At 65.0% G+C, this 13,715-nt stretch carries 11 protein-coding genes; 7 read left to right on the forward strand and 4 right to left on the reverse strand.

Going from position 1 to position 13,715, the window contains the following annotated elements:
• The first annotated feature begins 64 nt into the window (after window positions 1-64).
• The 6 genes from ACWPW1_RS04875 (at window position 65) to pncB (ending at window position 5,035) form a co-directional block, all read left to right on the forward strand.
• Window positions 65-739, forward strand: coding sequence for a response regulator (locus ACWPW1_RS04875; RefSeq protein WP_434775838.1), 675 nt, complete (start codon window positions 65-67; stop codon window positions 737-739).
• 2 nt (window positions 740-741) lie between these two features.
• The gene (locus tag ACWPW1_RS04880; RefSeq protein WP_434775839.1) at window positions 742-2,031 is read left to right on the forward strand and encodes an ATP-binding protein; all 1,290 of its coding nucleotides are present in this window, start codon (window positions 742-744) and stop codon (window positions 2,029-2,031) included.
• Window positions 2,032-2,121: 90 nt separating this feature from the next.
• Complete coding sequence (locus ACWPW1_RS04885) at window positions 2,122-2,808, forward strand: class I SAM-dependent methyltransferase (protein WP_059313700.1); 687 nt, start codon at window positions 2,122-2,124, stop codon at window positions 2,806-2,808.
• Window positions 2,809-2,835: 27 nt separating this feature from the next.
• Window positions 2,836-3,534, forward strand: a complete 699-nt coding sequence (locus ACWPW1_RS04890; RefSeq protein ID WP_313647450.1) for a lipopolysaccharide kinase InaA family protein — start codon at window positions 2,836-2,838, stop codon at window positions 3,532-3,534.
• The gene (locus tag ACWPW1_RS04895) at window positions 3,531-3,749 is read left to right on the forward strand and encodes a hypothetical protein (RefSeq protein ID WP_271653972.1); all 219 of its coding nucleotides are present in this window, start codon (window positions 3,531-3,533) and stop codon (window positions 3,747-3,749) included. Before ACWPW1_RS04890 ends, ACWPW1_RS04895 begins: the two co-directional genes overlap by 4 nt.
• Before the next feature lie 83 nt (window positions 3,750-3,832).
• Complete coding sequence (gene pncB / locus ACWPW1_RS04900; protein WP_059313703.1) at window positions 3,833-5,035, forward strand: nicotinate phosphoribosyltransferase; 1,203 nt, start codon at window positions 3,833-3,835, stop codon at window positions 5,033-5,035.
• A 27-nt stretch (window positions 5,036-5,062) separates the two neighbouring features.
• On the opposite strand, the gene selO is transcribed toward pncB, so the two are convergent.
• From selO to ACWPW1_RS04915, 3 genes are all read right to left on the reverse strand, one after another.
• Window positions 5,063-6,523: a protein adenylyltransferase SelO gene (gene selO / locus ACWPW1_RS04905; protein WP_454252460.1), complete on the reverse strand. Its 1,461-nt coding sequence runs from the start codon at window positions 6,521-6,523 to the stop codon at window positions 5,063-5,065.
• 30 nt (window positions 6,524-6,553) lie between these two features.
• Complete coding sequence (gene mscK / locus ACWPW1_RS04910) at window positions 6,554-9,898, reverse strand: mechanosensitive channel MscK (RefSeq protein WP_454252461.1); 3,345 nt, start codon at window positions 9,896-9,898, stop codon at window positions 6,554-6,556.
• A 98-nt stretch (window positions 9,899-9,996) separates the two neighbouring features.
• Window positions 9,997-11,736 (reverse strand): potassium/proton antiporter, encoded by a 1,740-nt coding sequence (locus ACWPW1_RS04915; RefSeq protein WP_313647447.1) that lies wholly within the window; start codon window positions 11,734-11,736, stop codon window positions 9,997-9,999.
• A gap of 129 nt (window positions 11,737-11,865) precedes the next feature.
• Between ACWPW1_RS04915 and ACWPW1_RS04920 the strand changes: the two genes are divergently transcribed.
• Window positions 11,866-12,702 (forward strand): 23S rRNA (adenine(2030)-N(6))-methyltransferase RlmJ, encoded by an 837-nt coding sequence (locus ACWPW1_RS04920; RefSeq protein WP_454252462.1) that lies wholly within the window; start codon window positions 11,866-11,868, stop codon window positions 12,700-12,702.
• A 337-nt stretch (window positions 12,703-13,039) separates the two neighbouring features.
• Here ACWPW1_RS04920 and msrA read toward each other — a convergent pair whose 3' ends face one another.
• A complete protein-coding gene (gene msrA, locus ACWPW1_RS04925; protein WP_454252463.1) occupies window positions 13,040-13,699 on the reverse strand; it encodes a peptide-methionine (S)-S-oxide reductase MsrA in 660 nt (219 codons plus the stop codon).
• Window positions 13,700-13,715: the final 16 nt, after the last annotated feature.

Consider the following 13,715-nt stretch of genomic DNA (forward strand, 5'->3'; position numbering starts at 1 on the left):
TTAGGCTCTGTGCCCAACAGCAAGCATGCGGGCGCCCGAAGAGCTCGCAGAAGAGGTTAGCGACATGCGTATCCTGGTGGTGGAAGACAACCGCGACATTCTCAGCAACCTGCTGGATTACCTCAGCCTCAAGGGCTACAGCGTGGACTGTGCCCAGGACGGCCTGTCCGGGCTGCACCTGGCCGCGACCGAGCATTATGATCTGCTCATCCTCGACATCATGCTGCCCGGCATCGACGGCTACACCCTCTGCCAGCGGCTGCGCCAGGATGCCCGCCGCGATACCCCGGTGATCATGCTCACCGCGCGCGACCAGCTCGACGACCGCCTGGAGGGCTTTCGCTCCGGGGCCGACGACTATCTGGTCAAACCCTTCGCCCTGTCCGAACTGGCCGCGCGCGTCGAGGCGGTGATGCGCCGGACCAAGGGTGGCGGCCGTCGCCAGCTGCAGGTCGCCGATCTCAGCTACGACCTGGACACCCTGGAGGTGAGTCGCGCCGGCAAGTCGCTCAAGCTCAATCCCATCGGCTTGAAAATTCTCGCCCTGCTGATGCAGAAGAGTCCCCACGTGGTGCGTCGCGAGGTCCTGGAAGAGGCGGTCTGGGGGGAGGACTACCCTGACAGCGACAGCCTGCGCAGCCATGTCCACCAATTGCGGCAGGTGATCGACAAGCCTTTCGAGCAACCGTTGCTGCGCACCATCCATGGGGTGGGCTACAAGTTGGTCGAGCAGGATTAGCCATGGAATATCACCTGAGCCTGTCACGCCGGATCGTCATCGCCTTCGTGCTGATGACCTTTCTGGTCGGTGGCGTGTTTTCCCTGGGCATCGTCGCGGTGGTGCACACCGTCGAGGAGCGGCTGATCTCCACCGATCTGCACAACGAGCTGGAGCGCATGGTGCAACGCGACATGCGCCGGGGCGGCCAGCCGGTGCTGGATCCGGATATGCGCCTGTATTTCGTGCCCCTCGCCGAGACGGCGCAGTTGCCCGACCACCTGCGCGATCTGCCGCCAGGCTTCAGCGAGGTGCAAGAAGACCAGCAGTATTTCTATGCCTATGTGGCGGAGCTGGAGGGCAATCACTTCGTCCTGCTGCAGAACCAGAGCGATTTCGAGGCGCGTGAGCGACTGCTCTACAAGGTGGTGCTGGTGGGTTTCCTGATCAGCGTGGCGCTGGCCTGGCTACTCGGCTGGGCCCTGGCGCGGCGAGTGATCGCCCCGGTGGTGCGCCTTGCTCGTCAGGTGCGCCGCCGCGACCAGATTCTCGACGTCACCCCACCGCTGGCGCCGGACTACGCCAAGGACGAAGTGGGCGAGCTGGCCGCCGCCTTCGATGATGCCTTCGACCGCCTGCGTGCCGCCCTGGCACGGGAGCAGCTGTTCACCAGCGATGTCAGTCACGAATTGCGCACCCCGCTGATGGTGATCCAGTCTTCTTGCGAACTGCTGGCCGCTACCCCCGATCTGCCCCCCCGAGCGACGGGGCCACTGGAGCGCATGACCCGCGCCGGGCAGGAGATGCAGGAACTGGTACAGACCTTCCTGGCGCTCGCGCGTAACCAGGGCGACAACGACACCCAGGCGCCGCGTGCCAGCCTGGCCGCGGTGGCGCGCCGGCAGACGGCGGAGTGGCAGGCGCTGGTGGAGGCCAAGGGTCTGCAATGGCGCCTGAGCGTCGCGCCGGAGGCCGATCGCTATCTCTGGCACGAGCCCTTCCTGCGCTCGGTGATGAGCAATCTGTTGCGCAATGCACTGCACTACACCGAGCACGGCTATATCGCCCTCCAGGTCGGACCTACGGGCTTCGTGGTCGAAGACAGTGGGATCGGCATTCCCGAAGAGCAGCGCGAGGCGATGTTCCAGCCCTTTGTGCGCGGCGCTGGGGGGCGTGGCGAGGGCCTGGGGCTGGGTCTGTCGCTGGTCCGGCGAATCTGTCAGCTGCAGGGCTGGAGCGTGGCGTTGGGCGACAGCGACGTGGGCGGGTGCCGCTTCCAGATTTCTCTCGGCACTGACAGGATAGCGGCCTAGCATTACAGAATTTTCACAAAGGCTTGACCGGTGTTTGACAGCGGCCTGGGTAGGGTAGCGCCATCTCTTTACTCTCCAGGAGTCACCGCCGTGAAAGCGCCCATCGACCTGCCTTTTTCGCAAAAGTACGATGCCGACCACGCCCGCCAGTACTTCCTGAAGCATCAGGATGGCCTGGCTCGCCGCCTGTCCAACTGGCGTGACCAGCAACTGGCACGCCAGGCCCTGAGCATCGCCGGCCAACCCAACCTGGTGCTGGATCTGCCCAGCGGCGCCGGGCGCTTCTGGCCCCTGCTGGCAGAAAAGCGCAATCGCGTGATCATTGGCGCCGACTATTCGGAAAACATGCTGGCCACCGCCCGTGAACAGCAACCTCCGGAGGTCGTGGCCCGGGTAAAGGCGCTGCAGACGTCGGCTTTCGCTATCGACCTGTCCGACAATTCTGTAGATTGCATTTTCTGTATGCGTTTGTTTCACCATGTGGGCGAATCAGCGGACCGTCTGGCGCTGCTGCAGGAGTTTCACCGGGTGACCCGCGACAGCGTCATTCTGTCGCTATGGGTAGACGGCAACTTCAAGGCCTGGCGCCGCCAGGCGCTTGAGCGCCGTCGGCAGGCCCAGGGCCGCGATCGTGGCGGTTACCAGAACAGATTCATCGTCGAGCGCAGCCAGTTCGAGGCAGAAGTCGCCCAGGCCGGCTTTGTCGTCGACCGGGCCCTGGATTTCCTGCCGGGCTATGCCATGTGGCGGGTCTACGTCCTGCGCAAGGCCAATTGAGGTTATTCAGAATAAGAGAGGCAGCTGATGGGCGTCGTGACGCAAGGCGAACAGGGTTTCGATCGTTGGTGGAACACCGCGGGTGACTGGGTGGAAGCCCCCAACGTGCGTCGTGGCGGAGAAAGCGGCGTGCAGCGCCTGCAGCTGCCCGACGGGACTCTGGCTTACGTCAAGCGCCAGGTCGGCCATCTCTATCGCAGCTTGCGCCATCCGCTGGGGCGTCCTACCGCCCTGCGTGAGCGCGATGCGCTGATCGCCTTTCGCGACCTGGGCATCCAAGTCCCCGAATTGCTGTTCTGCGATGCCCAGCATGCTCAGGGCGGCTGGCGCGCGCTATTGGTGAGCGCCGCTCTGGAAGGCTATCAGGATCTCGATCACTGGTATGCCGAAGGCGCTGGCCAGCAGCTCAGCGAGGCCGAACACGAGCGCTTCCTGACTACCCTGGGCGAGGTGCTGGCGCGCATGCACCGGCACCGCTGGCAGCATGGTTGCCTCTATCCCAAGCATATCTTCGTAGCCGAGCGGCCCGGCCCTGAAGGCCGGGAGTTCGCCGTGGCACTGCTCGATCTGGAGAAATGCCGGCAGCGATTGTCACTAGACACGGCCGCTCGTCGGGATATGCTGCAATTACGTCGCCATTCGTCGTGGAACGCTGCGCAATGGCGAACTCTGCTCTACGGTTACCACCAAGCGCTGGGACGGAAAATCAGAGGGTTGGAGCCATGACTTCACAAATTACTCGAGGTTTGCTGGTGGCGGCCTTCTGTGGGGTCACTACGTTGGCCTATGCGAGCTGGTTGCGACCGGCGGCCGTGGTCGTGGGTAGCGAAGGCCTGGAATATTGTCAGACGCCAGTTGCTCGCACCCTCACTACCTCCAGCACCGGTAGCCAGGATCTGCTGCTGTTCCTCTTCGGCATGACCCAGACGCACAACCGCTAGGCCCCCAGGCGGTCAAGCGCCTTTCGCTTGTCTGGCAAGTTCGGCATGCTGTCGATTGACCAATTAGCTGCCGAGCCCCGCCAATGATGGCCGATAGTTTTTCCGAGCAGGCCGTGCAAAGCCTGCTGGACACCGATTTCTACAAGCTCACCATGATGCAGGCCGTCCTGCACAACTATCCCAATGCGGAAGTCGAGTGGGCCTTCCGCTGCCGCAACGACGAAGACCTGCGGCCCTATCATGCGGCTATCCAGGCCGAGATCGATGCCCTCGCCGATGTCGCCATCAGCGACAGCCAGCTGGCCTTTCTTGAGCGCATCCCCTTCATCACGCCCGACTTCATCCGCTTCCTGCGGCTGTTTCGTTTCAATCCCTCCTATGTATTCCTGGGGGAAGAAGAAGGGCGCTTCACCCTGACCCTGAAAGGCCCCTGGCTGCACCTGATCCTGTTCGAAGTGCCGATCCTGGCGCTGATCAGCGAGGTGCGCAATCGCCAGCGCCATGCCGACCTGCCGCTGCAGGTGGCCCAGGATCAGCTCTATCGCAAGTTCGACTGGCTGGCACGGGAGGCGGGCGCCGACGAGTTGGCCGAATTCAAGATGGCCGACTTCGGTACCCGGCGGCGTTTCTCCTATGGCGTACAGGAAATGGTAGTGCGCAGCCTGAGGGACGACTTTCCCGGGCGCTTCGTTGGCACCAGCAACGTCCACCTGGCGTGGAAGCTGGGCGTGGCGCCCCTGGGGACCATGGCTCATGAATGGCTGATGGCGCACCAGCAACTGGGGCCGCGCCTGATCGACAGCCAGATCGCCGCCCTTGATTGCTGGGTGCGCGAGTATCGCGGTCAGCTTGGCATCGCTCTGACCGATACCATCACCATGGAAGCCTTTCTGCGCGATTTCGATCTCTACTTCGCCAAGCTGTTCGACGGCCTGCGCCACGACAGCGGCGATCCTCTGCAGTGGGCGGAAAAGGCCATCGCCCACTACCAGCAGCTGGGCATAGATCCCTTGACCAAGACCCTGGTGTTCTCCGATTCACTCAATCTGGAAAAGGCCCTCGCCCTGTTTCGCGCCCTGCGCGAGCGGATCAACGTGAGCTTTGGCATCGGCACCCATTTCACCTGTGACATCCCCGGGGTGCAGCCGATGAACATGGTGCTCAAGATGAGCCGCTGCAATGGTCAGCCGGTGGCGAAGATCTCCGATGCCCCGGGCAAGGCCCAGGGCGGCGAGCCGGACTTCCTGCACTATCTGCGGCACGTCTTCCAGGTCAACGGCGCCTGAGGCACGGCGCCTGGCTGGAGCCGGACTTCAAGACGAGCAGCTGATTTCCAGGTGCTTGCCCCAGTCCGGTGGCCGCTGGGCGAAGCGCTCGCGTCCTGGCTGGGCCTCGAAGGGGCGCGACAGCACCTCGTGCAGCAGCCGCACCTCGCTGTAGTCTCCCGCTTCGGCTTTCTCGATGGCCTGCTGCGCCAGGTAGTTGCGCAGCACGTACAGCGGATTGACCGCGTTCATGCGGGCAGTCCGCTCCGCCGTCGTGCCGCCTTCGGCGTCCAGCCGGGCGCGATAGGCCTGGCTCCAGTCGTCGAAGCCACGCAGGTCGATGAAGTCTTCGCGCACCCGGGCGAGGGCGGCGGCAGGTTCGTCTTCGCCCAGGTGGCGGAAGAACAGGTGATAGTCCACACCGCCCTGCTGCATCAGGGCGAGCAGACGTTCGACCAGCTCCTGGTCTTCCTCCCGGCCTTCCTGCAGGCCCAGGCGGCGGCGCATCAGATCCAGGTAGTGCGCCTGATACAACGGCAGGAAGAGCGCGATGCTCTCCTGCAGCGTCTCAACCGCCACCTTGGGCGTCAGCGCCTGGGCCAGGGCCGCCAGATTCCAGTGGGCGATGGGCACCTGGTTGCTATAGGAGTAGCGCCCGGTGTGATCGGAATGGTTGCAGATGAACTGGGCGTCGAAGTCGTCGAGGAAGGCGAAGGGGCCGAAGTCGAAAGTGAGGCCCAGGATCGAGAAGTTGTCGGTGTTCATCACCCCATGGCAGAAGCCATAGGCCTGCCAATGGGCGATCAGCCGGGCGTTGCGTTCGACCACCTCGCGGAACATCGCCGCCCAGGGCTCGGGGGTGGCTAGCAGTTCGGGGAAGTGCGCGGCCAGGACATGCTCGCCCAGTTGTTCCAGCAACTGATGCTGGCGGGTGTAGTAGAAGTACTCGAAGTGGCCGAAGCGCACGTGGCTGGGGGCCATGCGCAGCAGGGTGGCGCCGGTTTCCAACCGCTCGCGCACCACCTGGGTGGAGGAGCCGATCACGCAGAGGGCGCGGGTCGTCGGGATCTGCAGGGCGTGCAGGGCTTCCGACGCCAGGAATTCGCGGATCGACGAGCGCAGCACGGCGCGGCCGTCGCCCATGCGCGAAAAGGGCGTGAGGCCGGCGCCCTTGAGGTGCAGGTCCCAGTGCTCGCCACGCGCGTTCACCACTTCGCCCAGCAGCAGGCCGCGACCGTCGCCCAGGCGCGGGTTGTAGGAACCGAACTGGTGGCCGGAATAGACCATGGCGCGGGGTTCGGCGCTGTCCCAGAGCTGGGCGCCAGCGAACACCTGGGTGAACTCGGGCGTCTCGGCCACCGCTGGATCCAGGTCCAGCAAGGCCAGGGCCGTGGGCGAGGCGACCACCAGCCGCGGATCGTCCAGCGGCCGGGGATCGATGCGGGTGGAGAAGTCATCGCCCAGGCGGGCGAATCTGTTGTCGAAGGTCAGGTCTAGCAGCTGTTTCATGGGTGTCCCGAGATGTCCGTGCAGGGGCCGTCAGGCCTTGGATGGCTTGGGATCCTCGGCCTCCTGCTGGGCATCCCCTTCAGGTAGGAGAGGCTTTTTGCCCAGTTGTTTCTCCGCGCCGTGACGATTCTTCAGGGTGATCTCCATTTGCGGCGTGGACAGCAGGTTGATGCCGGCCTCGCGCAACAGCTGGTCGACCCGGCGGATCAGCTCATCGGTGGCGGCGCTGCGATCGCCCAGTTCGCGCACATAGATGCGCAATTCGTGGTCCAGGGTGCTGGCGCCATAGTGGGTAACGTACAGCGAGGGCTCGGGGTCGTGCAGTACCCGCGGATTCTCCTTCACCGCCTGCATGATGAGGCGCTGCGCCTCGGCCAGGTCGCTGCCGCGATTGACGCCGAAGGTCAGCACGATGCGGGTGACGGTGTCGGTCAGCGTCCAGTTGATCAGCTGGCTGGTGACGAAGGTCTTGTTCGGTACCACTACCGACTTGCGATCGGCGTCGGTGATGTGGGTGGCGCGGATTCGGATCTTGTTTACCGTACCGGTCACGTTGCCGATGGTGATGAGGTCGCCGACGCGTACCGGGCGCTCGAAGAGAATGATCAGGCCGGAGATGAAGTTACCGAAGATCTCCTGCAAGCCGAAACCCAGACCGACCGAGAGGGCCGTGGCCAGCCACTGCAGCTTGTCCCAGCTCACCCCGAGGGTCGCCAGGGTGGTAACGGTGCCAAAGCCGACGATCACATAGGACAGCAGGGTGGTGGTGGCGTAGGCGCTGCCCTGGGCCAGGTTCAGGCGCGAGAGCACCAGCACCTCCAGCAGACCGGGCAGGTTGCGCGCCAGGGCGACGGTGAGACCGGCGATCACCAGGGCGATGATGAACACCCGCAGCGTCAGGGGCACCTGGGTGGCGGCGGCGCCGGTACCGCTGGTGTACTGGTAGAGGGTGACGTTGTCGAGGTAGGAGAACACCGCCACCACGTCGGCCCAGACCAGGTAGAGCACGCCGAGGAAGGCCAGCAGCAGGGTCAGGCGCAGCAGGCGCGAGGACTGCTGGTTGACCTGCTCCATGTCCAGGGTCGGCTCCTGCACCACCTCCAGGCCTTCGGCGTCCTCCTGCTGCGCCTGGCGCTTCTGGATGGCGCGTTGGTAGGCCAGGCGCCGTGCGGCCACGCTCAGGCCACGGGCCAGGGTCGCTTCGAGGATGATCCAGGCCATCAGCACATAGAGGGTGTCCACCAGGCGGTCAGTGAGCTTGAGCGCGGTGTAGTAGTAGCCGAACAGCACGGCGAAGAACAGCACGGCTGGGATGGCGGTGATCATCAGGCCGAGCAGCAGGCGGAAGAAGGGCAGGCGCTCGCGAGCCGTGGTATTGAGCAGGGAGCGACCCAGCATCCAGGCCAGGCTGGCATAGGCGACGAGGACGATGAGAATGCCCAGGACGTCGTCGGCCAGCCCCGCCAGCTGGCGCTCGGCGATGGCCACCACCGCCATGAGTGCCAGGGCCAGCAACCCCACGCGCCTGACCAGCCGGCGCAGGGACTGTGCCTGGGGGCGGGCCCAGCGGAAGTGGGTTTCGGCCACGCCGCCGGAGGCCAGCAGGCGATACACCGTATAGAACACCAGCCAGCCAGCGGCGATCTCCAGCAGCGCCGCGCCGATGGCGGCGTTGACCCCGCGTTGGTCACCTTCCAGGGTCACCCCGCCCAGCCAGAGCACCAGGCTCGCCGGCAGGCCCAGCAGGATGGTGAGCAGGATGGCCTGGGGCGTGTGCAGCTGGCTGTCGCGCTGATAGTGGCCGATGTCCTGATTGAGCTTGTTGACCTGTGCATAGAGCCGCGGGCGCTGCCAGATCAGGGTGGCGAAGGCCAGCACCAGCGGCAGCAGCAGCAGCGGCCGCTCGGCCAGGCCGACATAGAGTTCATGGACGCTGGAAGCCCAGGGAACGTCGCGCAGCTGCTGCATCAGCTTGCCCGGCGCGGTCTTCACCCAGTTCCAGTCCAGCGGCTTGTTGCTGGGAATCCAGAACATCTGCTCGTCGAGGGTGCTGCGCAGGCTGCTGATGGTGCCCTGCAACTGCCGCTGGTTCAGTTGCAGATCGATGGACTCGCTGAGCAGCGCATTGAGTTCGGTGTTGAGGCGCTCCTGCAGTTCGGTACGGGTCCGGAGCAATTCGAGCAGCTGTTGGCGCAGTTGTGGTGTGGCCTTTTCCGGCGGCTGCTGGGCCAGCAGGGTGGCGACGTAGCCTTCCGGATTGGCAATCTGGGCGCGTTGCTGATTGAGTTCGAACTGGTAGAGGCGCAGGTCGGCGATGTCGTCGGTGAGGTCTTTGTTGACCTTGACCGAAGGCAGGGCCGCGCGCTGCTGGTAGAGCAGCTTGGACAACAGTACGCTGCCCTTGAGCACGCCGATCTGCTGTTCCATGTTCTCGGAGGTTTGCTTGAGCTGGTCCAGCTGCTGGCGGGACTCGAGATTGCGCCGGTTGAGGTCGTTGAGTCGGTCGGTGACCCTCAGCAGGTAGTCGGACAGCTGCAGGTTGAGCCCGGTCTCCTGGGACAGCACATCGTCCCCGGCGGTCTCCTGCGACTCGCGGGAGGCCTCGGCCAGGGTCTTTTCCGACTGCTGGCGGCGCTTGCCACTGATCAGCGTCTGCAGGTCCAGGGTCTCCTGCTCGTAACGCTTGACCTGCTCGGTGAAGAGTTCGCGGCGAACGGCGCCCAGATCCTGCAGGACACTGTTGCCGGCCAGCTCCTGGCGCAGCAGCTGGACCTGGGCATTGGCAGCCGCCTGCTCCGCCAGCAATTGGCCGCGCCGTTCCGCGGTCAGGGGCTTGGCGTTCTCGCGGCCGCTCTTGAGTTGATCGGCGATCTGCTGCAGGCGGGTCTGCAGGTTGGCGATGTCGACCTGGGCGCGCTCGGGCCGGGTCTGGGCATTGATCACCAGGCTGTTGGCCGCGTTGAGGTCATCCTGCACGCTGTTGAGCGCCAGGCTGGTCTCGCTCAGTCGCTGTTCCAGAGCCTGGGGCGTGGCGCCGGCATAGCGTTGCTCGGCTGGCTTGATCGGCTCGGCGCGCAGCCGCGCCAGTTGCCGCTGGGCATCCTTGGTCTGCTGGGGTGCCTGCGCCAATTGCTGGCGCAGATCGGCCAGCTGCTTGACGTACTGATCCCGCTGATCGAGCAGCTTCAGCGTCTGCTGCAGATTGTCCTGGGCGGCGCTCTGCTCGGCAGCGGGCAGCTTGCGATCGGCCAGACCATTCAGGTTCTGCTGAACCTGCTGCGCATCGGGTGGCCCGGAATCCTGGGCCACGGCGGGAAGGGCGAACAGGCAGCCGCAGAGAGCAGCGGCGCGAAGCAGAGCGGGCAGGCGGTGCATGCGGCAGGCGTCGGGCAGTGGAAAGGCGCGAGGTTAAAGCCAGGCTGCCTGGGGTGCAAGACGGCGTCCGCCAAGCCGCGAACCCCGTTCATCCACCGTTAAAGAAAGAGCGCGGGCCCGCTGCTGCGACCTTCCGGAAACTTCACCCCGACCTTGCGCACGCGCTTGTTCTCGATGGCTGCGACGATCCACACCAGGCCGTTCCATTCCACCAGGTCGCCGACGATGGGTTCGCCGCCGATTTCGTGGGTGATGAAGCTGCCGAGGCGCTGATTGCCGTCCACGCTGCCAAGTTGCAGGCCATACAGGGCCGCCACTGCGCTGAGTTCGGCATCGGCTTCGAGGACGAAGTCGCCGAAGAATCTCTGGGTCTGTTGCGGCGCCTGACTGAACAGACGTCCTAGGGCCGGCAGGTCATGTTCATGACCGACCACGCAAAGGATGTCACCGGCTTCCAGGGTGGTACTACCGGACGGGTGCAGCAGCGTTTCGCCACGGAACAAGGCGGCGATACGGGTGCCTTCGGGCATCTTCAGCTCGCGCAGGGCGGCGCCGATGCACCATTTCTCGGCACCCAGGCGGTAGATGAAGAGCTCCCACTCGCTGGTGGGATGGACCTGCAGCCCGGCGCGGGAGAAGGGCGCCGGCTCCGGCGGTACCGTCACCTTGAGCAGCTTGGCTGCAAGCGGCAGGCTGGAACCCTGTACCAGCAGCGACACCAGCACGATGAAGAAGGCCACGTTGAAGAACAGCTGGGCCTGGGGCAGCCCGGCCATCATCGGGAACACCGCGAGGATGATGGGCACCGCACCGCGCAGGCCGACCCAGGCGATAAAGGCCTTCTCGCGATCATGGAAGGCGCGGAAGGGCAGCAGGCCGATGGCAACCGACAGCGGACGGGCGACCAGGATCATCCATAGCGCCAGGCCCAGGGCGGGCAGGGCGATGGGTAGCAGGTTGTGCGGCTCCACCAGCAGGCCCAGCACCAGGAACATGCCGATCTGCGCGAGCCAGGCCATGCCGTCGAGCATGTGCAGCATGCCGTGGCGGCTGCGGATCGGTCGATTGCCCATCAGCAGGCCCGCCAGGTACACCGCGAGGATGCCGCTGCCGTGAACGGTGTTGGTCAGGGCGAAGACCAGCAGGCCACCGCTGATGGCCAGCAGAGGATAGAGGCCGTCGGCGAGGTGGATACGGTTGATCAGCTGCAGCAGCAGCCAGCCACCGCCCAGGCCGATGATGCCGCCAATGGCGAATTCGCTGACGAAGTGGCCGAGCAGGCTCCAGGTGAAGCCGCTCTCGCCGCTGGCGAGCATCTCGATCAGGGTAACGGTGAGAAACACCGCCATGGGGTCATTGCTGCCGGATTCGATTTCCAGGGTCGCGGTGACCCGCTCGTTGAGGCCGCGCCCTCCGAGCAGGGAAAACACCGCCGCGGCATCGGTGGAGCCGACGATGGCACCGATCAGCAAGCCCTGCAGCAGGCTGAGGTCGAACAGCCAGGCCGCGGCCAAGCCGGTCAGGCCGGTGGTGATCATCACCCCCACCGTCGCCAGTGACAGCGCCGGCCAGAGCGCTACCCGGAAGCTTGACACCCGGGTGCGCATGCCGCCGTCGAGCAGGATCACCGCCAGCGCCAGGTTGCCCACCAGGTAGGCCATCGGGTAGTTGTCGAAGGCGATGTGACCGGGGCCATCTACGCCGGCGAACATGCCGACCACCAGGAAGATCACCAGGATCGGGATGCCGACGCGCGAGGAGATCGAGCTGACCAGAATCGACAGGCCGATCAGCACCGCACCGATCAAGAACAAGCTGTTGATGGTGACGGCGTCCAAGCGTGACTCCTAAGGCAAAGAATTGAACAACCTGGGGATTTAACCCGCTGGGCAGCCAGGGTGTCAAAGCGCAGCGCCGCCTGGGGCGAAGGAAGGCGGTACACTGTAGGGCTGACGCTGGAGTATCCCATGAATTACCGACACGCCTTCCATGCCGGCAACCATGCCGACGTCTTCAAGCACGCCACCCTGTTGCGCCTGGCCGCGCTGCTAGCTCGCAAGGAGACCCCTTTCGCCTATCTCGACAGCCATTCCGGTGTTGGTCGCTATGACCTGGCTGGCGATCAGGCCAGTCGTACCGACGAATGGCGCGAGGGCATCGGCCGGCTCTGGGCCTTGGAGTCCGTACCCGCAGCGTTCGTTGGCTATCGTGAGGCGGTGGCGGCGCTCAATACCGGTGACGCCTTGCGCTACTACCCCGGTTCGCCCGAGCTGATGCGTCAGGCCTTGAGACCCCAGGATCGTCTGCTGCTCAACGAGCTGCACCCCGAGGATGGTCAGCTGCTCAAGGAAAACATGGCGGGTGATCGCCGGGTGGCGGTGCATCAGAAGGATGGGTGGCTGCTGCCGCGGGCGCTGCTGCCGGTTCCCGAACGCCGGGCGCTGCTGTTGATCGATCCGCCCTTCGAGAAGGCCGATGAGCTGAAACGCTGCGTCAAGGCGGTGCAGGAGGCCATCGGCCGGATGCGCCAGACGGTAATCGCGCTCTGGTATCCGATCAAGGACCGCCGCCAGCTCAGGCGTTTCTATGCAGGGTTGCAAGCCAGCGGTGCGCCCAAGCTGTTGAGCGCCGAGTTGCTGATCCGCGCGGCGGACGATCCCACGCGGCTCAACGGTTCAGGATTGGCCATCGTCAATCCGCCCTGGGGCTTGGAAGAGGAGCTGCGCGAATTGCTGCCCTGGCTGGCTGAGCATCTGGCCCAGGGCGAAGGCAGCTGGCGGCTGGACTGGCTGATCGCGGAATAGCGAGGCCCGGCGCTGTTGGGCTTCGCTGCGCTCAGCCCAACCTACGAGAACAGCTTGGCGTAGGCTGGGTTGGGGCGGCTCTGCGCCGAAGCCCAACGGCATCGCCGAGCGTAGAGGGTTGGGCTTCGCTGCGCTCAGCCCAACCTACGAGAACAGCTTGGCGTAGGCTGGGTTGGGGCGACTCTGCGCCGAAGCCCAACGGCATCGCCGAGCGTAGAGGGTTGGGCTTCGCTGCGCTCAGCCCAACCCTCTACTACGAGAACAGCTTGGCGTAGGTTGGGTTGAGGCGGCTCTACCGCCGAAGCCTAACAGAGAGAGTCGCCGGAGCGGCTCGGGATCAGACCGCCAGGCTGGGCGGCAGGCAGACGCCGGTGCCGGCCAGGCCGCAGTAGCCGTTGGGGTTTTTCGCCAGATACTGCTGGTGATAGGCCTCGGCATAGTAGAAAGGCGGCAGCGGGGCGATCTCGGTGGTGATCTCGCCATAGCCGGCCTCGGCCAACTGGGCCTGGAAGGCGGCCTGGCTGGCTTCGAAGACTTCACGCTGGCTGTCGTCGGCGTAGTACAGCGCCGAACGATACTGGGTGCCGACATCGTTGCCCTGGCGCATGCCCTGGGTCGGATCATGGGCCTCCCAGAAGATCTTCAGCAGGGCTTCCAGCGAGGTCTGGGCCGAGTCGAACACCACCAGCACCACCTCGGTATGACCGGTCAGGCCGGAGCACACCTCTTCGTAGGTCGGGTTGGGGGTATGGCCGCCCGCGTAACCGGCCGCGGTGGTCCAGACACCCGGCTGTTGCCAGAAATGCCGCTCGACGCCCCAGAAGCAGCCCATGCCCACCACCAGGCTCTGCAGGCCGGCAGGGAAGGGGCCTTGCAGCGGATTGCCGTTGACGAAATGGGCCGCGGGGACGGTCATGGCCGTCGCCCGGCCAGGCAGCGCCTGCTCGGCGGCGGGCAGATGGGTCTTCTTGGTCAGAATTTCGGAACGCAGGACCATGGGATACCTCGTGGGA

It is taken from the genome of Pseudomonas sp. Marseille-Q7302 (assembly GCF_965111925.1).